21 protein-coding genes and 1 pseudogene are annotated in these 19,107 nt (G+C 71.0%); 8 read left to right on the forward strand and 14 right to left on the reverse strand.

The annotated features are described in order from the left end of the window. Nucleotides 1-710, forward strand: a 710-nt coding sequence (locus ABZ297_RS02445; RefSeq protein ID WP_355338121.1) for an amidase family protein, incomplete at its 5' end; no start/stop codon positions are given. 10 nt (nucleotides 711-720) lie between these two features. Here the strand turns inward: ABZ297_RS02445 and ABZ297_RS02450 are convergent. Further along, entirely contained in the window at nucleotides 721-1,761 is a 1,041-nt protein-coding gene (locus tag ABZ297_RS02450; protein ID WP_355338124.1) for an Lrp/AsnC family transcriptional regulator, read from the reverse strand. A 108-nt stretch (nucleotides 1,762-1,869) separates the two neighbouring features. On the opposite strand from ABZ297_RS02450, the gene ABZ297_RS02455 reads away from it, so the two are divergent. After that, complete coding sequence (locus ABZ297_RS02455) at nucleotides 1,870-2,586, forward strand: amino acid racemase (protein ID WP_355338127.1); 717 nt, start codon at nucleotides 1,870-1,872, stop codon at nucleotides 2,584-2,586. A gap of 111 nt (nucleotides 2,587-2,697) precedes the next feature. Here ABZ297_RS02455 and ABZ297_RS02460 read toward each other — a convergent pair whose 3' ends face one another. The 3 genes from ABZ297_RS02460 to ABZ297_RS02470 form a co-directional block, all read right to left on the reverse strand. Next, nucleotides 2,698-3,060, reverse strand: coding sequence for a nuclear transport factor 2 family protein (locus ABZ297_RS02460; RefSeq protein WP_355338130.1), 363 nt, complete (start codon nucleotides 3,058-3,060; stop codon nucleotides 2,698-2,700). Nucleotides 3,061-3,169: 109 nt separating this feature from the next. Beyond that, the gene (locus ABZ297_RS02465; RefSeq protein ID WP_355338133.1) at nucleotides 3,170-3,355 is read right to left on the reverse strand and encodes a hypothetical protein; all 186 of its coding nucleotides are present in this window, start codon (nucleotides 3,353-3,355) and stop codon (nucleotides 3,170-3,172) included. Between the two features lie 86 nt (nucleotides 3,356-3,441). Beyond that, entirely contained in the window at nucleotides 3,442-4,419 is a 978-nt protein-coding gene (locus ABZ297_RS02470; RefSeq protein ID WP_355338136.1) for a hydroxyacid dehydrogenase, read from the reverse strand. Between the two features lie 64 nt (nucleotides 4,420-4,483). Here ABZ297_RS02470 and ABZ297_RS02475 point away from each other — a divergent pair, with 64 nt between their 5' ends. Then, entirely contained in the window at nucleotides 4,484-5,185 is a 702-nt protein-coding gene (locus ABZ297_RS02475) for a helix-turn-helix domain-containing protein (RefSeq protein WP_355338139.1), read from the forward strand. Here ABZ297_RS02475 and ABZ297_RS02480 read toward each other — a convergent pair. From ABZ297_RS02480 to ABZ297_RS02500, 5 genes and pseudogenes are all read right to left on the reverse strand, one after another. Continuing rightward, a pseudogene (locus tag ABZ297_RS02480) lies at nucleotides 5,180-5,302 on the reverse strand (alpha-ketoglutarate-dependent dioxygenase AlkB); the annotation flags it as partial. The gene ABZ297_RS02475 and the pseudogene ABZ297_RS02480 sit on opposite strands and share 6 nt — an antisense overlap. A gap of 76 nt (nucleotides 5,303-5,378) precedes the next feature. Further along, nucleotides 5,379-6,080, reverse strand: coding sequence for an Ada metal-binding domain-containing protein (locus tag ABZ297_RS02485; RefSeq protein WP_355338142.1), 702 nt, complete (start codon nucleotides 6,078-6,080; stop codon nucleotides 5,379-5,381). Then, entirely contained in the window at nucleotides 6,080-6,790 is a 711-nt protein-coding gene (locus ABZ297_RS02490) for a 2OG-Fe(II) oxygenase (RefSeq protein WP_355338145.1), read from the reverse strand. The genes ABZ297_RS02485 and ABZ297_RS02490 overlap by 1 nt, the downstream gene beginning before the upstream one ends. Further along, nucleotides 6,787-7,278, reverse strand: a complete 492-nt coding sequence (locus tag ABZ297_RS02495; protein WP_355338148.1) for a methylated-DNA--[protein]-cysteine S-methyltransferase — start codon at nucleotides 7,276-7,278, stop codon at nucleotides 6,787-6,789. The genes ABZ297_RS02490 and ABZ297_RS02495 overlap by 4 nt, the downstream gene beginning before the upstream one ends. A gap of 131 nt (nucleotides 7,279-7,409) precedes the next feature. Next, nucleotides 7,410-7,955, reverse strand: a complete 546-nt coding sequence (locus tag ABZ297_RS02500) for a hypothetical protein (RefSeq protein WP_355338151.1) — start codon at nucleotides 7,953-7,955, stop codon at nucleotides 7,410-7,412. 565 nt (nucleotides 7,956-8,520) lie between these two features. Here ABZ297_RS02500 and ABZ297_RS02505 point away from each other — a divergent pair. Then, nucleotides 8,521-9,129, forward strand: a complete 609-nt coding sequence (locus ABZ297_RS02505) for a TIGR03086 family metal-binding protein (RefSeq protein ID WP_355338154.1) — start codon at nucleotides 8,521-8,523, stop codon at nucleotides 9,127-9,129. A gap of 157 nt (nucleotides 9,130-9,286) precedes the next feature. Continuing rightward, complete coding sequence (locus ABZ297_RS02510; protein WP_355338157.1) at nucleotides 9,287-9,883, forward strand: helix-turn-helix domain-containing protein; 597 nt, start codon at nucleotides 9,287-9,289, stop codon at nucleotides 9,881-9,883. Between the two features lie 160 nt (nucleotides 9,884-10,043). On the opposite strand, the gene recQ is transcribed toward ABZ297_RS02510, so the two are convergent. Beyond that, the gene (recQ, locus tag ABZ297_RS02515) at nucleotides 10,044-11,849 is read right to left on the reverse strand and encodes a DNA helicase RecQ (protein WP_355338160.1); all 1,806 of its coding nucleotides are present in this window, start codon (nucleotides 11,847-11,849) and stop codon (nucleotides 10,044-10,046) included. A 152-nt stretch (nucleotides 11,850-12,001) separates the two neighbouring features. Between recQ and ABZ297_RS02520 the strand changes: the two genes are divergently transcribed. Together ABZ297_RS02520 and ABZ297_RS02525 are read left to right on the forward strand one after the other, a co-directional pair. Then, the gene (locus ABZ297_RS02520) at nucleotides 12,002-12,247 is read left to right on the forward strand and encodes a type B 50S ribosomal protein L31 (protein WP_355338163.1); all 246 of its coding nucleotides are present in this window, start codon (nucleotides 12,002-12,004) and stop codon (nucleotides 12,245-12,247) included. 197 nt (nucleotides 12,248-12,444) lie between these two features. Beyond that, complete coding sequence (locus ABZ297_RS02525; protein WP_355338166.1) at nucleotides 12,445-12,681, forward strand: DUF3040 domain-containing protein; 237 nt, start codon at nucleotides 12,445-12,447, stop codon at nucleotides 12,679-12,681. A 48-nt stretch (nucleotides 12,682-12,729) separates the two neighbouring features. Here the strand turns inward: ABZ297_RS02525 and ABZ297_RS02530 are convergent, their stop codons facing one another. The 3 genes from ABZ297_RS02530 to ABZ297_RS02540 all read right to left on the reverse strand — a co-directional run bounded on the left by ABZ297_RS02530 (nucleotide 12,730) and on the right by ABZ297_RS02540 (nucleotide 14,769). Further along, the gene (locus ABZ297_RS02530) at nucleotides 12,730-13,005 is read right to left on the reverse strand and encodes a DUF6343 family protein (RefSeq protein WP_355338169.1); all 276 of its coding nucleotides are present in this window, start codon (nucleotides 13,003-13,005) and stop codon (nucleotides 12,730-12,732) included. Between the two features lie 79 nt (nucleotides 13,006-13,084). Next, nucleotides 13,085-13,795 (reverse strand): maleylpyruvate isomerase family mycothiol-dependent enzyme, encoded by a 711-nt coding sequence (locus ABZ297_RS02535; RefSeq protein WP_355338172.1) that lies wholly within the window; start codon nucleotides 13,793-13,795, stop codon nucleotides 13,085-13,087. 245 nt (nucleotides 13,796-14,040) lie between these two features. Further along, nucleotides 14,041-14,769, reverse strand: coding sequence for a hypothetical protein (locus ABZ297_RS02540; protein WP_355338175.1), 729 nt, complete (start codon nucleotides 14,767-14,769; stop codon nucleotides 14,041-14,043). A 192-nt stretch (nucleotides 14,770-14,961) separates the two neighbouring features. On the opposite strand from ABZ297_RS02540, the gene ABZ297_RS02545 reads away from it, so the two are divergent. After that, nucleotides 14,962-15,840 (forward strand): sugar kinase, encoded by an 879-nt coding sequence (locus ABZ297_RS02545; RefSeq protein ID WP_355338178.1) that lies wholly within the window; start codon nucleotides 14,962-14,964, stop codon nucleotides 15,838-15,840. A 9-nt stretch (nucleotides 15,841-15,849) separates the two neighbouring features. On the opposite strand, the gene ABZ297_RS02550 is transcribed toward ABZ297_RS02545, so the two are convergent. Next, nucleotides 15,850-19,077 (reverse strand): discoidin domain-containing protein, encoded by a 3,228-nt coding sequence (locus ABZ297_RS02550; protein WP_355338181.1) that lies wholly within the window; start codon nucleotides 19,075-19,077, stop codon nucleotides 15,850-15,852. Between the last annotated feature and the right edge of the window lie 30 nt (nucleotides 19,078-19,107).

Consider the following 19,107-nt stretch of genomic DNA (forward strand, 5'->3'; position numbering starts at 1 on the left):
GGATCCCGGCGTCCTGCTGCGGCGTGGTCGGGCTGCGCCCGAGCGCGGGCGCGGTGCCCAGTGCGGGCGTCGCGCCGCTGGCGCCGATGTTCGACGTGGTCGGCCCGATGGCCACCTCGGTCGCCGACCTCACCCGGGTGTGGGAGGTGCTCTCCGGCGCTCCTGTCGACCCCGTCGACTCGCTGGCCGGGTGGGCGGTCGGCGTCGCCGAAGGCTGCGCGTGGGCGGCCTCCTTCGCCGAGCTGGGGGCCGAGCTGCACGAGATCGCTCTGCCGTACGGCATCCTCGGCCCCTACTGGACGATCGTCGGCGCGCAGGCGCGGCGCACGCACGAGGCGACCTACCCGAGGAACGCCGCGGACTACAGCGAGGGCGTACGGCGCAAGCTCGACGACGCCGGCGGGATCGGCCACGCCGACTACGCGGCGGCCGTCGCGGGGCTGGCCGCCGCGCGAGCGGAGTTCGCGAGCCTGATGACCGGGCTCGACCTGCTGATCATGCCCACGCTCGGCGGGCCCGCGCCCAGGGTGGGCTGCGACGAGGCCGCCGTCCGGGGCGAGGTCGGCAGGATCACCTCGGTGGTGTCCGCGCTCGGCCTGCCCGCGCTGGCGATCGGCGATCTGCAACTGGTCGGGAGGGACGAGTCGGCGGTGCTGCGCGCGGGACTGGCGTGGGAGGCGCGTGGCGAGGCGATCCCGCAGCCGCGCTGAGCCGGTCCGGTCAGCGGCGCGGCGTCAGGCTCCACGGATCGACGGGCACGACGCCGGTGCAGCGGCCGACGGGGTCGAGCAGCCTGCCGTACAGCTTGGTCTGGCGCAGGACTATCTGGCGGTCGGCGACGGTGAGGTGCGGGAACCTCTTCTCCAGCCGCATCACCAGCGGGTGCAGGTCGGTGACGGTGTGCAGGCCGACGGTGAGCAGCATGTTGTTGCTCCCCGCGAGGGCGGCGCAGGTGCGGGTCTCCGGCCAGCCGAGCAGCGCCGTGCCCGTCTCCTCCAGCAGGCGGTCGGGCATGCGCAGCCACAGCACGGCGGAGGAACGCCAGCCGGCGTGCGAGCGGGCCAGGTCGCAGCGGAAGTCGATGTCCTCGGTCGCGACGAGCCTGGAGAGCCTGCGCTGCACGGTCCGCTCAGAGGTGCCCACGATCGCGGCCAGATCGGCGTACCCGGCCCTGCCGTCGGCCAGCAGGGCGTGGAAGAGCAGCCTGTCGATCGCGTCCATCTGCCTGGTGGACTCGGGCGGTCCGCTCCGCCTGGCCAGCCCGGCCGCCGCCCCCTGCGACAGCACCCGCAGCCGCCAGCGGCACGACGCCTCGAAGACGCGGGTCGCGAGGTGGGTGCGCACCTTCGCGACGCCGGGCACTCTCGGCAGATCGGTGAGCAGGTAGTCGGCCAGCGCCGGCATCGAGGCGGTCGCGGCGATCACGAACAGGTCGTGCCCCGCGGCGACGTGCTGCACAGTGATCAGATGCCTGGCCTCGGCCAGCGTCGCCGCGACGTCAACGGCGGCGCCTGCCTCGCAGTCGATCTCCAGGAACGCCATGCTCATCTCGTGCATCTGCCGCTTGCCGAGGGCGACGGTGGTCCACGCCTCGCCCGAGCCGGTCAGCCGCCGCCAGCGCCGCGCAGCTGTGGCCGGGTCCGAGCCGATGGCCAGTCCGATGTCCACCCAGCTCGCACGTGGGTTGATCTGGAGGGCGTCGATGAGCTCCAGCTCGGCCTCCGACAGCAACCGCAGAGGCTCAGTGCCGGAATCCTGCATTTCCATTCCTTTGGTGGCTGATTGCGGCATTTGACGGGCGAGGTCACCTTATCCGGCGATCCTGTTGCCTGCGGCTGTCCGTCGGCTGCGAAGGAGAGGACGCATCCCGTGACGTGGTTCAACGACCGGCACAGCCGCCCGCCGCGCCTGGTCGGCGTCCTGGGCGGCATGGGCCCCGCCGCCACCGCCGACTTCTACGGCAAGCTCATCGAGGAGACGCCCGCCACCGGCGACCAGAGCCACGTGCCGGTCGTCATCTGGGCCGACCCGCGCATCCCCGACCGGTCGCTGAACCTGCTCGGCCTCGGCGAGGACCCGACCCCGCAGCTACAGCACGGTATCCAGGCACTCAAGCGCGCCGGGTGCGAGGTGCTGGCGGTGCCGTGCAACACCGCGCACGCCTTCGTCCCGCGCCTGGCCGACGAGGCGGGCCTCGAACTGGTGAGCATCGTGGAGGTCACCGCGGACGCGCTCGCCTCGGCGGGCGTCACAGCCGCCGGGCTGCTGGCCACCTCCGGCACCCTGCACTCCGGGCTGTACACCGATGCGCTGCGCAAGCGGGAGATCGAGGCGGTCGAGCCGTCCGCCGACGAGCAGCGGCAGGTGTCGGCGGTGATCGCGGCGGTGAAGGCCGGTGCCGTCACGGCCGCGCACCGTCACGCCCTGGCCGAGGTCGCGCAGGCCCTCACCGAGCGCGGCGCCGAGCAGGTGGTGGCGGCCTGCACCGAGATCGTCCTGGCGCTGGACGGCAGCCGGGTGCCCGTACCCGTGGTGGACCCGGCCCGCCTCCTGGCCCGCAGAGTCGCCGCCGTCTCCTTGGGGTGACCCTTCTGCGATGGGCGCCATCCGGGTGCGGAGATCCACTCGAACCCACCTCACCGCGGCGTACTCGCCGCCGTGGGCGGAGAGCTCGCATGCACCGCAGTAGACGTGGCTCTACATCGCATAGACGGGCGCGAGGTCGACGAAGACCCGGTAGTCCGAGATCAGACCGTCGTCGCGGGTGTGCCAGATCGACACGGCCACGACGCTGACGTCCTCGCCGTCGAGCCGCCGGTAGGTCACCTCGGTCTCGGCGATGGTGTCGGTGTCGACCTGCCACGTTCTGACGAGCCTGTGCGCGAGGCCCGCGATGGTGGCGAAGAACATCCGCAGGCCCTCGGCGATGGCGTCGCGTCCCACCATGGGCTCGGCATTGCCGAACACCATTCTGGCGTCCTCCGCCAGCAACTGCACGAACTTGCCGGGCTCGAACGAGTCGACCACCTGGAAAACGCGCTGTGCCCCATCGTCGGACATGCCGATCTCTCCTCCCAGTGGCGAGGGTCGCTGTTGGGGACGCTACGTGGCGACGGGAAAGATGCAACCCCTTCTGGAAGCCAACTGACCGGATCGAGAAGAGGCGGAGTCAGTCCTTGGGCCGGCGGGCCTGGTTCGTCTCGCGAACGACCGCCCAGGCGTCCGCCACCGGCCCCAGGTGCCCGAGCTTGTCGGGGTTGATCACCGCGCGGATCGTCTGGATCTGCCCGTCGAGGACGTCGAGCGCCAAGGTGTTGACGACCTTGCCGCGCCGGACGCGCGCCGAGCGCAGCACGTCCTTGAAAACCTGACGCCAGGAGGGGGAGCGCAGCTGCTCCAGCAGACCCAGCTTGGCCGTGCTCGTCGCCGTCCCCCTGGCCGTTACGCCAGCCTCTCCGCGGCCTCCCTGGTCAGGGCGTGCTCGAGGGGCTGGCCCGTCGCGAAGCGTTCCAGCTCGGCCACCACCAGGTCGCCGAGCCGGGCCCGTTCCGCGCCGAGGCTGCCCGCGATGTGCGGGGTCACCACCACGTTCGGGAGGGTGAACAGCGGCGAGCCCGCCGGCGGCGGCTCGGGGTCGGTGACGTCGAGCACCGCGAACAGGTCCGGACGTTCGGCCAGCACCTCCACCAGGCCCGGCTCGTCGATGACCGCGCCGCGCGAGGTGTTGACGAGGCTGGCGCCGAACCGCATCGACGCCACCAGCTCGCGGCTCACCAGGCCGCGGGTCTCGGGCAGCAGCGGCGTGTGCACGCTCACCACGTCGCTGGTGCCGAACAGCTCGTCCAGCCCCACCAGCCGGACGCCGAGCGGAGCCACCTCGCGCTGGTCGGCGAACGGGTCGTGGGCGATCACCTCGACGTCCAGTGGCGCCAGCCTGGACGCGACGAGCCGCCCGATCGCGCCGAGCGACAGCAGGCCCACCCGGGAGCCGTACGTGCCCGCCGCCGCCACGTGGTCGGCCGCCTCCCGCCGCTCCCTCGCCATCAGGACGTGCCGCCACCCCTGCTTGAGCGCGTAGACGATCTGCGCGAACGTGAACTCGGCCACCGGGAGCGCGTTGGCCCGGTACGCCGACACGATCGGGATGTCACGCTCCCAGAACTCGGGCGTGACGACCGCCCGCACCGACCCCGCCGCGTACAGGACCAGCTTGAGCTCGGGGAGCGTGTCGAGCGTGGCCCGGTCGAGCACCGGTGCCCCCCAGCTCGTGCAGAGCACCTCCACGCCGGACATCAGGTCGGGGTCGGGCTTGGCGGCAGGGCCGTACGCCACGCGGGCGAAGCGCCGCAGCCGGTCCAGGCACGGGCCGTACACATCGTCGAAGACTTCGGGGTTGAGGACGAAGGCCGCGGTGAGCACAAAGTTCCTTTCAACCGGGGAAGATCATCCTATCGGGAGCCGGCGGAGCGGCTAGGCTTCGCCCGTGGACAGCGCAGAACTGAAGAACCGGGTACGCGAACTACGGGCGCAGGGCAGCTCGCCGAAGCAGATCGCCCGCACGCTCGGCGTGTCGCCGTCGGCCGTGGCGCCGCTGGTGCGGGAGATCGCGGCCGAGGGCGGCAGCACCGCCCGCGAGCCAGTGGTCGTCGGCTGCTGGGTGAACGTCGGCTGGAGCGTCGGCCTCAGCGTCGACCCGGCGCGCGGCTGGGTCGACGAGAACCCGTCGGGGCCCGGCGGCGGCCTGGTGAGCGTGCTGCTGGCCCGGCGTCACACCTGGGACAAGATGACCGTCTGCGGCTACCTCGCCGACGTCTACTGCCTGGGCGTCAAGAACACCATCGGCCCCGACGTCCTCGACGAGCGGGAGCTGCGGGTCTTCCGCGACTACTACTTCGGCGAATACCCGGGCTGGCAGGAGGCCCCGATCGAGCTGGCGCGCGACATCGTCTTCGGGTCCGCCGACTACGCGCAGACCCTCGGGTTCGAGCCGCACGAGGACTTCCCGCCGGTGTCCGACCTGCTCGGCAAGTGGGAGGGCGACTCGGCGATCACGTTCGGCAGGGACGGCAGGCCGTTCTTCGTCGCCGGGCCCAACGACGACCCGGGCAAGGTCATCCGCATCCTGCAGCGCAAACTCGACCCGTCGGAGTTCGACTACATCACCCCCGAGTACCCCGCGTCATAGGCCGGTCACCCGCATCGTGATGTTCAGGCGGCCCGAGGCGAGGCCGGTGGCGGGGTCGCCGGTGCCCGGGTAGACCTTGGGAACCCCGTGGTAGGCGAACCGCGACGGACCGCCGAAGGGCGCTGCTCGTCCAGCGTCAGCCAGCTCGGCACGTGGACGGCGCCTGGCGCGATCTCCCGCGCCGGTAGCGGAGTCATCGTTCGTCCTCGTGGTAGGTGATCAGGTTGCGGCCGATCCGCCAGGCGCGGCCGTCGGGGTCGGCGCCGCGGACCCCTTCCATCGTCCCAGGTGGGGCCAGGGCGACGGCGCGGGCGACGGAGGCGAACCCGAACGTCCGCGCCGGATCCCAGGCGGTGCTGACCCGCAGGCGGCTGCTCATCCTGGCCCAGCCGAGCGGCGCCCCCGCCACCACCCATGCGTCGGGCTCGCCCGAGGCGAACCGCCTGGCCTGGCGCAACCAGGACGCCGCCTCCTCCGGCCAGTCCACCACCGCGAGCACGTCCCCGTCCCAGGCCCGCGCGAACGCCTCGGCGGCCGCCGCGGAGGCGGTGTCGCGGCCGTGCCCCACGACGACCGCCCGCACGCGCGGACGCTCCCGCTCCAGCAGCCCGATCAGCGCGCCCAGCTCGGCATCGGTGTGCCCGGCTGCGGCGCGTCGCTCCTTCCACTCGGCGTATCGCCGCGGGAGGCAGGAGGCGCAGGGGCGGTAGCCGGCCGCCACCGCCGCGGCCTCGTCGGCGAAGAAGACGCGGTGCCGGACGTAGCCGCCGCGCGCGATCGCGCGGAGCGCCGACGGGCAGTCCAACCGGCCGTACAGGCGGGCGCGGCGGTGGCCGCCCAGCGTGCCCGGTGTGGGGCTCAGGTAGTCGCCGTCGGCGCTGGTCAGCGTGAACATCAGGCGGCGTCGTGGAAGACCAGGCCCAGCGTGTGACGCAGGCCGGAGCGGACCGTGCTGACACCGTGCCGCACTGGGGACGCCGACCAGCCGCGCGCCGACCGAACCGGACGGTCGCGGGTGGTGAAGACCAGCCCGTGCCCCTGCGGCAGCATCGTCACCGTGCCCCGCGACTGCGCCCTCGGACGCTGCTCCACCAGCAGGAACTCGCCTCCCGAGTAGTCGTGGCCCGGCCGGTCGAGGCCGATGACGACCTGCAACGGGAACACCAGGTCCCCGTACAGGTCGCGGTGCAGGGCGTTCCAGTCGCCCTCCCGGTACCGCAGCAGGATCGGCGTCGGCTTGGTCTGCCCGGCCTCGTGGCACATGGCCAGCCACTCGTCCAGCGAGTCGGGCCAGGGCGCGGGCTGCCCGAGCCTGGCCGCCCAGTCGCGGGCGATCGGCAGCAGCCGCGGGTAGAACGCCGCCCGCAGCTCGTTCACCAGCTCGGGGAACGGGCTGCGGAAGTAGCGGTACTGCCCGCGGCCGAACCGGTACCGCTCCATGTCGATCGTGGAGCGGAACCGGGCCTCGTCGTCGTACAGCTCGGAGATGCTCGCGCACTCGTCCGGCGTGAGGACCTGCGGCGTCAGCGCGCAACCGTAGGAGTTGACCTCCTCGGCCAGCGCGGCCCAGTCAGCGTTCACGACCCCGTCCGGCTCGGCGCTCATGAGACCTCCCAGAGCTGCGGCTGGAGGGCGCCTTCGAGCGTGAGCAGCCGCTGCTTGCGCTCCACGCCGCCCGCGTACCCGGTCAGCGACCCGTTCGCGCCGACGACCCGATGGCACGGCCGGACGACCAGCAGCGGGTTCGCGCCGATCGCCGCGCCCACCGCGCGGACCCGGTCCCGTGACACGCCGATCTCGGCCGCCAGTTCGCCGTACGTGGTCGTGGCCCCGTACGGGAGCGCGTCCACGGCGGCCCAGACGCGCTCCTGGAACTCGCTGCCGTGACCGGCCCGGTCGAGGTCGAAGGCGGTGCGCTCGCCCGCGAAGTACTCCCGCAGCTGCCGCGCCGCCTCGGCGAGCGCAGCCGGATCCCGCCGCCAGCCGGGGTCGATGGCCGCGCCGTCGAGGAAGGCCACGCGGGTCAGCGCCCGGCCGTCACCGACGAGCAGCATCTCACCCAGTGGGCTGTCGATGGTCGTGTAGATGCTCATGCCCTGTACAACACCGTGGGCCCGCCAGAAGTCGGCGGTTTTCGGACCTCTGACCCGGGCCGCCAACTCCCAGGAAGCAGCCAGCCCACGCCGTCCGCTCAGGCAGCTGTCTGACGTGGCGGGCCGGATGCTCAGCCGACGGGCAGCCAGACGTACCCGGACCCGCGGGTCCGGGTCAGCTCCAGCTTCCAGCACCCCTTCTTCGGGAAGGCGAACCCCGTCCCCCACTCCTCGCCCGGACGTTCCCAGTTCGACCCGCTGTGCCGCTCCGGACCGAACACGCGCCTGGCCCGAGTCCCGTCGGGGAGCGTGGCGGTGACCTTCAGCGGCCCCTCGCCCGTCATCCGCCACACGATCTTGATCTCCTCGCCGCGCCGGAACGGCACCGGCGCGAACAGCAGCCCCCACAACTCGGCGTCCGTCGCCACACCGCGTACCTCGGGAAAGCCGTCGCCACCCTGCCTGACCACCGACGAGCCGTTACAGCCCGCGCTGGTCACGGCCGGGGTGGCGGACGTGCGTGCGGTGGACAGCCCGGCGCTCGGCGAGGCCGCCGCGAGTGTGCCAGAGGTGGTGGGTGCGGCGCTGGGCGAGGCCGCCGCCCGCCCGCCGGTCGCGCATCCGGCCGCGCATCCGGCTGTCAGGACGAGCACGGCCATGGTCATCAACCTTCTCATGCCTCACGTACGCTCCAGCGCGCCACGAGGTTCCAGACGCTTTTAAGATCGCACGATCAAATAAACGACAATGCTCAACGCGATTATCCAGATAAACGCGCCGAGGATGCAGAGAACCAGGCAACCTGGGACGAAGGTGCGGCGCCTTCCCCGATCACCCCATTCGTCGCGACCCAGGTTCGGATCCATGCCACAGAGAATACGCGGGAACCCGTGCCGGCTAATTGGCGAAATCCACGCCGCAGCTTTTCGTCATGAAAATCAACCTCGTCGGCTTCTCCGGAGACGTACGGGACGGGCTGACAGCTGCACGCGCGCACCATTCGCCCCTCAACTCCGGCAACCGGCCCCTTGTGGCCCCTGCGGCCTTCGCCGGGGGAGCCCGGCCCGTGCCCGTTCCGTGCGGTCGGCTTGGCGCGTCGATCTCCCCTTCTGAAGGTGCTTTTGCCTGGTTTATGGAGGATTTGCGCCGGGAATTCGTCGCCGGGCCGATGATTTCTCCGCCGCTCCGCTGTCTTCCCCTGTGAAGGAAGGTGGCCATGAAACGCTTCGCTGCGAGCATCCGATGACCGAGGAGCAGGCCCGGGCGGCCCTTCTGGGGGGCGTCGCCCTGCTGGAGCGAGCCGTCGCCTACACCCTTGGCACCCTGTGCCTGGTCACCCCCAACTCCCTCACCCGCCCAACCCCCTGTGCGGCCTGGGACCTACGCGCCCTCCTGTGCCACCTGAACGACTCCGTCGCCGCCCTGCACCAGGCCGCGATCGCGGGTGCCGTCCGCCCCGCGAACCCGTTCGGGGGCGGGCCGGGCGATCCGGTGCTCGCTCTTCGCAGGGGCGCCTCTGGGCTGCTGGGGGCGTGGGCCGGCGTGGCACGTGGCCGGGTGGTGGTCGGCGACTGCTGGTTGACGTCCGCGATGGTGGCCACCGTCGGGGCCGTCGAGGTCGCCGTACACGGCTGGGACGTCGGCCGGGCCTGCGGCGGTTCCGTGCCGATCCCGGAGCCGATGGCCGAGGAGCTGTTCGGCCTGGCGCCCCTCCTCGTCACGGCCGATGATCGTCCCGACCGGTTCGCCGCACCGCGAGCCCTCCCGCCGCACGCCTCGGCGGCCGATCGCCTGCTGGCCTTCCTCGGCCGTGACCCGCACCAGGCCGCCGGACGGCCGCGGAGACCTTGACGGTCGCCCAGCGGAGATTCGCCCGTCCGCGTCGAGGGAGGTGACGGCGCGCGGCGGGACGGAATGGGAGAGGACAATGGCGCGACGAGGGCGCGTGTGGCGCTTCGACAACTGTCGAGACCTTGACAGTAATAATTGTCGGTGTCAGCGTTGAGTCATGCATGAAGTCGCGGTGATTGAGGACCCGGCCGCCGCCGAGATGTCGCTGGACCCGGTGCGCGCCCGGCTGCTGGCCGAGCTGTCGGAGCCGGGCTCGGCCACGACCCTGGCCGCCAAGGTCGGGCTGGCCAGGCAGAAGGTCAACTACCACCTCAGGGCGCTGGAGCGGCACGGGCTGGTGGAACTGGTCGAGGAGCGGCGCAAGGGCAACTGCACGGAGCGGGTGATGCAGGCCTCCGCCGCCTCGTACGTGATCTCGCCCACGGCGCTGGCGGCGGTGCAGCCCGACCCCGCCCGATCGCCCGACCAGCTCTCGGCCCGCTGGCTGCTGGCGCTGGCGGCGCGCCTCGTGCGCGATGTCGGCACCCTCCTCGCGGGCGCGGACAGGGCGCGGAAGCGGGTGGCGACGTTCGCCCTGGACGCCGACGTACGGTTCGCGTCGGCCGCCGACAGAGCGGCCTTCGCCGAGGAACTGTCGAACACGGTCGCCTCGCTGGTCAGCAAGTACCACGACGAGAACGCCGAGGGCGGACGCGAGCACAGGCTGTTCGTCGCGGTCCATCCGTCCATCACGAAGGTCCCCACCGACGAATAGACGCCCCGCATGGAGACAGCACCGCTCGCTCATCGGGCCTCGCAGGCCGGGGGCCATCCACCGTCGACAGGTGGTGGCGGCGAGATACGTCGTCACGGCGAGCAGCAGCCCCGGCGACCGCACCAGGGAGTCGGCGGCTGCGCGGGTGAACGGCTGAGGATCAGGCGGTGAGCGCCTCCAGGACCTGTTCGCCGTACTTGGCCAGCTTGTTCTCGCCCACCCCGTTGACCGTCGCCAGCTCCTCCAGCGTGGACGGCGCCAGCGTGGCGATCTCGCGCAGTGTCGCGTCGTGGAAGATGACGTACGCGGGTACCCCCTGCTCCTTGGCCGTGGCCGCGCGCCAGGCGCGGAGCCGTTCGAACACCGGGGCGGCCTCCTGCGGCAGCTCGGCCGCCGGGCGGGACTTGGCGGCGGCGGCCGTCTTGGCGCGCAGGGGACGGGGGGCGTCGCGGCGCAGCGGCACCTGGCGCTGGCCGCGCAGCACATCAGCACTGGCGTCGGTGAGCACCAGGGCCCCGTAGTCGGGCTCGACGGCCAGCAGCCCCTGCGCCAGAAGCTGGCGTACCACGCCGTGCCATTCGGCGTTGCCGAGCTCGGTGCCGATGCCGAACACGGTCAGCGACTCGTGGCCGTGCTGCAGCACCTTGGCCGTCTGCTTGCCGAGCAGGATGTCGACGATCTGCCCCACCCCGAACTTCTGCCGCCGCTCCCGTGCCAGCCGCAGCACGGCCGACAGCACCTTCTGCGCGGGGACCGTGCCATCCCACGACTCGGGCGGCGCCTGGCAGGTGTCGCAGTTGCCGCACGGCTCGGACCCTTCCTGGCCGAAGTAGTCGAGCAGCATCACCCGGCGGCACCCGACGGTCTCGCAGAGCGCCAGCATCGCGTCGAGGTGGAGCGCCTGGCGGCGGCGGTGCGCCTCGTCGCCCTCCGTGAGCAGCTTGCGCTGCTGCACGACGTCCTGCAGGCCGTACGCCATCCAGGCGGTGGCGGGCAGGCTGTCGCGCCCGGCCCGCCCGGTCTCCTGGTAGTAGCCCTCGACGGACTTGGGCAGGTCGAGATGGGCGACGAACCGGACGTCGGGCTTGTCGATGCCCATGCCGAACGCGATGGTGGCCACCACGACCAGCCCTTCCTCGCGCAGGAAGCGGGCCTGGTGCGCAGCGCGGGTACGGGAGTCGAGCCCGGCGTGGTACGGAACGGCGTCGACGCCGTTCTCGACCAGAAACGCGGCGATCTTCTCGACCGAGGCGCGCGACATGCAGTAGACGATGCCGGCGTCGCCCTGGTGCTCGGTGCGCAGGAACTCGAGGAGCTGCCGTTTGGGCTCGCTCTTGGGCGCGATGCGGTACTGGATGTTGGGACGGTCGAAGCTGGCCACGAAGTGCCTGGCCCCGTCGAGCCCCAGCCGCGAGGAGATCTCGGCGTGGGTGGCCGGGGTGGCGGTGGCGGTCAGCGCGATGCGCGGCACCTCCGGCCACAGCTCGCGCAGCTCGGACAGGGCCAGGTAGTCGGGCCTGAAGTCGTGCCCCCACTGAGAGACGCAGTGGGCCTCGTCGATGGCGAACATCGAGATCTCGCCCTTGGCCAGCAGCCGCACCGTGGCCTCGACCCTGAGCCGCTCGGGTGCGAGGTAGAGCAGGTCGAGCTCGCCCGCCAGGAACGCGGACTCCACCTGTTGCCGCTCCGCGAAGTCCTGCGTCGAGTTGAGGAAGCCCGCCCGCACCCCCAGCGCGGTCAGCGCGTCGACCTGGTCCTGCATCAGCGCGATCAGCGGCGAGACCACCACCCCGACCCCGGGACGCACCAGCGCCGGGATCTGGTAGCACAGCGACTTGCCGCCGCCGGTGGGCATGAGCACGAGCGCGTCGCCGCCCGCCACCACGTGCTCGATGATCTCCTGCTGACCCGCCCTGAAGGAGTCGTAGCCGAACACGCGGTGGAGGACCTCGATGGGGGTATCCATGCGGCTACCTTACGTGTTCGCCGGAGTGCGATCGCCCTGTTCGCCCACGGCGATCGCCTTGCGCCGTGGTCGTGGGTTCGTCGTATGTGGTGACCGGTGGTGGGAGCTGGAGGCCGCGGAATGAAAACCGTTGTCGCCTGGTTGGAGGGGGCATGAAGAAGAACCTGCACCCCTCGTACCGTCCCGTGGTGTTCCGTGACCCGAGCGTGGGTTTCGCCTTCCTCACCCGTTCGACCCTGACGAGCAACAGGACCGTCGAGTGGGCGGACGGCCACACCTACCCCGTCGTCGACGTCGACGTCTCGTCGGCGAGCCACCCGTTCTACACCGGCCGCGGCCGCGTCCTCGACAGCGCCGGGCGCGTCGAGCGCTTCAGGCAGCGCTACGGCAAGCGGTGACGTCAGGCCCCCGATCTCCCGGTCTCCCCCAAGCCGGGAGACCGGGGGCTTCGTCGTTCCACCAGGTCGCCGGTCAGGGGTGCCGTCGCGGCGAATCGGTGTCATCATCGAAGCGTCCGCACGAGCCGCGGGCGGCGCATGCGGTGGTTACTAATGGGTACAAGGCTTTCACCGGCGTGGAAGCGATGGTGATCGCAATGAGTCTCTCTGGGAAGGAACGCCGCATCCTCGCTGAGATCGAGCAGGCGCTGGAGCTGGAGGATCCCGATCTGGCCAGGCGCGTGGCGGCGATCAACAGGATCGAGGGCGGCGACTCGTCGCCCCGTCTGTACGGCGAGCGGATCAGGATGTGGGCACTCGGCCATGTATGGGTGGTCGTCCTGGCCGGAGTACTCACGGTGATCCTGCTGGTACTCGCCGTGGCGACGTCCTGACCTGGCGGGCCCTCTGGCGATCAACGACCCGACGCCGAGCCCTGGCGATCACCGACCCGACTGCTCCTGATGGTGTCCGGGCGGCGAGTTCTGGCGGCGGTGCCTGGCGATCATCGCGAGGTCGACCGCCGCGATGACGGACACCGCGGCCGCGATCGCAGCCTCCCAGCCCCAGACCGCCTCTCCAGTGCCTGCCGCGAGCCAGCCGAAGAACCCCGCCGCCGCCACGCCGACCACCAGAGCGATGATCGACAGGACCCGCCGGGCACGCAGCGCACTGAGCGCGGTCACCGGCTCGGTGCCCGCCCGATTCCGCAACCACATGATCGGCCTCCTCCCTCAGGCCCCGAGACGCCTCAGGCCAGGCCAGGCATCTCAGGCCAGGCATCTCAGGCCAGGCACCTCAGGCCAGGCACCTCAGGGCTGCGGCGACGCGCGGGTCCAGTTCGTGGCCGGGCCCCAGGCGGGCCACCGTGGCCATGACGAACTCCGGGTACGACAGCGTGGTGGTCACCCCGTCGGCGCACACCCAGATCTCGTCGGCCGTCTGCTCCACCTGCGCCTTCGACTCCTGCTCGGCCAGCACGAACCGGCCCACCGCGACCCGCCACAGTGTCCTGCCGTCGGCCTCCTCGTCCGAGACGGGCGCGCCGACGTCGTCGGCGTGCGTCGCGTACTCCGAGTCGTAGTGGAAGGTCTGCCACCCCACGGGATACGGCCCGGCCATCGTGTCGATCAGCGCGTCGCGGCCGAGCGCACGCATGCGGGCGCGGGTCTCGCCGTTCTGCGTGCGCCACTCGTCCAGCACCTGGCCCACCGGCAGCGCTCGGCGTTGCCGTACGGACCACTCGTTGAAGTCGTGGAAGCCGTTCACTCCCTCTCTGGCGAGCCGGGCGAGCAGGTCCTGGACGTTCCCGTCGAGACAGGCGTGGTTGTACAGCTCCTCGCCCGCGAGATGGGCGAGCACGTCGCGGACGGACCAGCCCGCGCAGCGGGACGGCCGCTGCCACTCCTCGTCGCCCTCCGCGAGCCCCGAGAAGAAGCCGTCGAGCCTGGCCGCCTCGGTGTCGAAGATGTCGAACGGGTTCCACTGTCTCAGCAGGTCCTCACCCATACCAGGACGCTACCCGTAGGGCGTCACCTATTCACGGTAAGAAGCGCGCAGGTGGGGGAGAGCGCGGGGCCGGGGGAACGGGCGGGCCAGGGGGCGGGCGGGGGCAGGGAACGGCAGGGCGAGGAGGTGGCGGGCGTGGCAATGCCGAAGGCCCGGCCTCTGCCGGGCGAGGAGGTGGCGGGCGTGAAAAATGCCGAAGGCCCGGCCCCGCAGGAGCGGGAACCGGGCCTTCAGTCAGTTGGTGCTCAGTGCCACCAGCGCTTGACCACGCGGACGTAGTCGCTGCCGCTCTCGGAGCCGGTCAGCTCGTCGTTGCCCTCGAAGACGGCCTTGAACGAGCCGCTCCGGTAGGCGCGGGTGGTGGCGTAGAACTTGCCACCCCAGCGGGTCTTGCTGTTGGCGACCCACTTCCAGCCGCTCGAGCCGTCGGCGCGGTAGTAGATGCTCACCTTCTCACCGCGAACGCCTTCCCAGCCATCGTCGTTGGCCTGGAGACGGCCGGTGAACTCGATGGTCTTGCCCTTGCGGACCTTGTTGGGGTCGGCGCTGAAGCGCGAGATGCGGGTGTCGGCCTTGCCCTGCTGGATCTCCACGGAGAAGTAGGCGTCGTCGGTGACGACGACCTTGCCGTCCTTGACGCCCGTGGCGGTGGCCTTCCACTTGCCGTCCTGGTCGTTCTCGTTGAACGGGACGGAGAAGCGCCAGCTCTCCAGCGGCTTGACGTCCTTGGCCGCGAGCGTGCGCATCTTCGGGTTGACCGGCTGGACGCTGAGCTTGACGCTGTCGAGGTCCGAGCTGGCGGCGACCTTGAAGAAGGCCTCCGTCTCGCTACCGGCCTTGACCACGACCGGGTTCGGCGAGATCGACTGGATCTCGACCGTGGGTGCCTTCTTGGCGGCGAACGCGGGCCCGCCGGTCACCAGGAGGGCTCCGCCGACGACGGCGGAGACGATGCCTACAGTGATCTTCTTCATGAGGGTGCTGATTCCTCTCATTTCCCCGTAACGCTAGGGCCGGCTCGGGATCGCCGGCCCCTCTACTACTTTGAGGCACGAGAAGGGAAGAAGGTTGGCTAAAAATATAGAAAAAATTTGATCACGCCCCCCACCAGCACCGTTAGGCAAAAATCCGATTTGCGTGCTCTTGGGGGGACTACAGTCTGGCGCATGACCGACGTCTACACGCTGGGTGAGGCCCTGGGCGTGGTGTCCAGCGGCAGGGTCCGCCACGAGAGCGAGGCCAGGCTGGACGTCACCGGCCCCGAGTTCAACCTGGCCATCGCCCTGGCCAGGCTCGGGCACCAGTGCGCCTACCTGGGCAAGGTGGGCGGCGACGAGCTGGGCGCCAGGATCCTCACCGTCCTGCGGGGCGAGGGCGTGGACGTCACGGACATGCGGGTGGCCGCGGGCGCGCGGACCGGGCTGCTGCTCAGGGAGTCGCGCGTGGGCGGGCAGCCGCACGTCACGCACTACCGCACCGCATCGGCGGGCTCGGGCCTGTCACCGGGGAACGTGCCGATCGACCGGATCGCCGCGTCCAAGATGCTGCACGTCAGCGGCGTCACGGCGGCGCTCGGCAGGGACGTGCTGGAGGCGGTGCGGGCCGCCGTCGCCGCGGCCAGGACCGCGGAGGTGATGATCTCCTTCACCGTCGAGTACCACCCCGACCTGTGGCCGTCCGTGCGCGAGGCCGAGGAGGTGCTCGGCGAGCTCGCCTGCCACTCCCACCTGCTCTTCCTCGACCAGGACGAGCTGGACCTGGTCAAGCCCGCACTGACCCCCGAGCGCGAGGTCGTGGTGAACCGCGGCGGCAAGGGCGCCAGCGTGCGGGCGGATCGGGTCCGTTACGACCAGCCCGTCATCCAGGTGCCGATCGTCGACACGTCCGGCTCGGCCGACGCGTTCGTGGCCGGGTACATCAGCGCGGCCCTGGACGGGCTGACCCCGCAGGAACGGCTGCACCGCGGGGCGCTGCTGAGCGCCGCCGCGGTGACCAGCGCGAGCGACTGGCAGGGGCTGCCCGTCAGGGCCGAGCTCCCTAGCTGACGTTGCTCCCTAGTTGACGTTGATGGTGAACGTCGAGGTCGTGTTCCTGATGTTCTGGGCGTTGTCGGAGAACCTGAGGTTGGCGAAGGTGGCCGAGCCGACGGCCGGCCCCTGGCCGGGCTCCGGCAGCTCGTTGGCCCAGATGCCGAACCCGGACTTGGCGTCGAAGGCGTCGCCGCTCCGGTGCGCCCCGCTGATCGAGACGTCGGTGAAGGCGGTGTCCGTGACGGGGTTCTGCGGCTGGTTGCCCACGTAGTTCGTCTGGAACATGATGCCGTGGTAGGTCGGGTCGACGATGTCCAGCTTGCTGACCCTGATGCCCTGGAACACCTTCGACGCCGAGAACAACCACATCGCCGGGAAGGTCTGCTGGCCCCAGAAGTGGCCGCCGGCCCTGACCAGCGAGATGTTCTCGAAGCTCGTGGGCGGGCTGGCGCCGAAGCCGTTCATCGGGATGCCGAAGTCCAGCGAGCTGATCGTGACGCCCGAGTAGACCAGCGTGTCGGCGACGTAGATGTTCCTGAAGGTGTTGGCGTAGCCGCCGTAGACGGCGACGCCGGCCGCCCGCCAGGTGAGCAGCGACGTCAGGTTCTCGAAGACGTTGTCGCGCTGCTCGCCGGGGTTGTTGTCGATGGCGGAGAACAGCGCGAAGCTGTCGTCGCCGGTCGAGCGGGCCTCGACGTTGGTGACCAGGTTGCCGGTGCTGCCGTTGGTCATGTTGAGGCCGTCGGCGAACGTGTCGCGGATCCGCGAGTTCTTGATCGTCATGTTGTCGGTGTTGCTGCCCCAGTACATGCAGACCTGGTGCTCCACCCAGATGTTGTCGATCACCATGTTCGCCACGTTGGACAGGTCGAACACCTTGCCCGGGCCGTCGATGCGCGAGGTGTAGTTGCCGAAGTAGGCGAAGCTCGCGAACGTCGAGCCGTTGGCCGACGCCTCGGTGCGGAACCCGACGTCGGTGTTCTCCTGCCCCGACGGCGCGTAGAAGCGGGTGTACCAGGGGCCTGCTCCGACGAGCTTGACGGCCTTGCCGTACACCTGGAACTTGCCGGACGTCTGGTAGTCGCCGGCAGGCAGGTAGACGCCGGTCAGCGTGCTGTCCTGGCGGGCCTTGTCGAGCGCGTTCTGCACGTCCTGCTGGGTGAAGCCGGCCGGGACGGCGTAGTGCGCGGGGTCCGGGTTGGCGATGGGCGAGACCTGCTCGAAGTCGACGTAGTCGATCGTGTAGGTCGAGCCGTTCGCGGCGTCCTTCTGCAGCCTGATCTTGCTGCCCTGTGCGACGGTCGTGCCCAGCAGCAGGTTGGCCTCGTCGTAGATGTGCCTGGGGGTGCCCGAGCCCGGCGAGTTGTTCGGGCTCGCCTCCGCGCCGTAGAGCCAGGCGTAGCGCGAGGTGAGGTCGATGGCCTTGAGGAAGACGCCGTCGACGTAGACGTTCAGCGTGGAGGTGGTGCCGCCGCCGCCCGGCGCGTCGGGCATGGAGAACCTGGTCAGCAGCGTGTTCGTGCTGGCCCTGGTGGTGAACTCGACGTACGAGCCGGTCGTGCCGAGCGTCACGGCCCTGCGCCCGGACGCCTCGCCGGCCAGGTCGCCGATGGTCCTGTTCGGGCCGACGCGGACGGCGCCGCCGCCGATGGCCGCGTCCTCGGCCTCGTAGGTGTCGTACGGCAGGTGCGCGCCGCGGCCGACGAACAGCTGCTGCGTGCTGGTGTTGTTGGCGCGCTTGACCGGCAGCTCGGCGGGGTCGTCGGCGAGCACCACCTTGACCGTGAACCGGCCGTTGGCCGCGGTCCAGGCGCCCATGGAGATGGGGCTGGCTGTCGCGCCGGGGGCGATGACGCCGCTGGTGGAGCCGGTCATCGTCGAGACGACCGTGCCCGAGGCGTCGGCGACCGTCAGCGTGAGGCCGTGCGAGCCGCTGGACGTCGCGATCGTCCCCTGGTTCTTGACCGAGACCGCGAAGGTCACGCTGTCGCCCTGCGCCGGGTTGCTGGGAGTCCACGACACCGAGGACGCGACCAGGTCGGCCGTGTCCACCGGCTTCACGGTCAGCGGGACGGTGAGGGAGTTGTTCGTCTCGTTCGTCTCGATGACCTTGTCGTCCTCGTCCACCTTCGCGGTGACCTGGTAGGTGGCGGCGTCCCTGGCGCCGATGCCGGCGGTCACGGTGGCGGAGGCCCCGGCGGCGAGCGCGCCGACGGCGGCGCTGCCGACCTTGGTGCTGCCCAGGTAGAAGGAGACCGAGGTCGCCCCGGACGCCGTCGTGCCCGCGTTCCTGACCGTGGCCGACAGCGTGATCGTGTCGGTCTCGACCGGCGCGGCCGGGCTGGCGGTGACGCCGGTGACCGTCAGGTCGGGGTTGGCGGACGGCGTGCCGAAGACCTGGAACTCGGCGACCTGCCCGCCGGGCGCGCCGGAGTTCGCGGTGATCCTCAGCTGCACGTCGGCGACCTTGGCCGTGACGGGGATCGTCACCGTGTTGCCCGAGGCCGGGTCGAAGGTGTACGTGGCCTGCGCGACCAGGCTGGTGAACCCGCTCGCGCTCTGCTCACGTCCGAGTACCTGGATGGTCTGCGTCCGCCTGGCCCAGGCCGGGGCGGGGTTGAGCTTCAGGACCACCGAGGTGAGGTCGGCGTTCGCGCCGAGCTGGACGGTCAGCAGGTTCGGGTACGCCGCCCCCTCCCAGTAGGTGGCCACGTTGCCGTCGTTGGCGTTGGCTGCCACGTAGGTCTGGGTGTGCGACGACTCGGTGATCGGCTTGCCTGTCGCCAGGTTCGTCCCGTCTCCGCCGCCGTCGCCGGGCTGGCCGTACACCTCGAACTCGGAGAGCTGGCCCGCGGGCCACCCGGTGTTGGCGGTGATCTGCAGCCGGACGTACCGGGCGGCTGCCGGAGTGAGGGTGACGGTGGCGGTCGGCGCGAAGGTGTAGGTGGCCGACGCGGCGAGTGGGGTGAAGCCCGAACCGTCGGCGCTGCCCTGCACGGTCAGCGTCTGGGTGCGGCTCGGCCAGCCGTTCGGCAGCTTGAGCACGAGCTTGTCGACGGTGGCCGTCGCGCCCAGGTCCACCTGGACCCACTGCGGGAAGGCGTTGTTGGCCGACTCCCAGTAGGTGGCCTGGTCGCCGTCGGTGACGTTGGGGGCGGGGTAGACGTCGGTGTAACTGCTGGCGGTGGCGGGCTTGCCTGCCGCGAGGTTGGTCTCGGCCGCGAGGGCGGGGCTGACCAGGACTCCGAGCACTAACGTAAGGGCGGCTAAGAGAGCTCTCAT

Origin of the sequence: Nonomuraea sp. NPDC005983, assembly GCF_040614375.1 — a bacterium.
Classification (GTDB): Bacteria; Actinomycetota; Actinomycetes; order Streptosporangiales; family Streptosporangiaceae; genus Nonomuraea.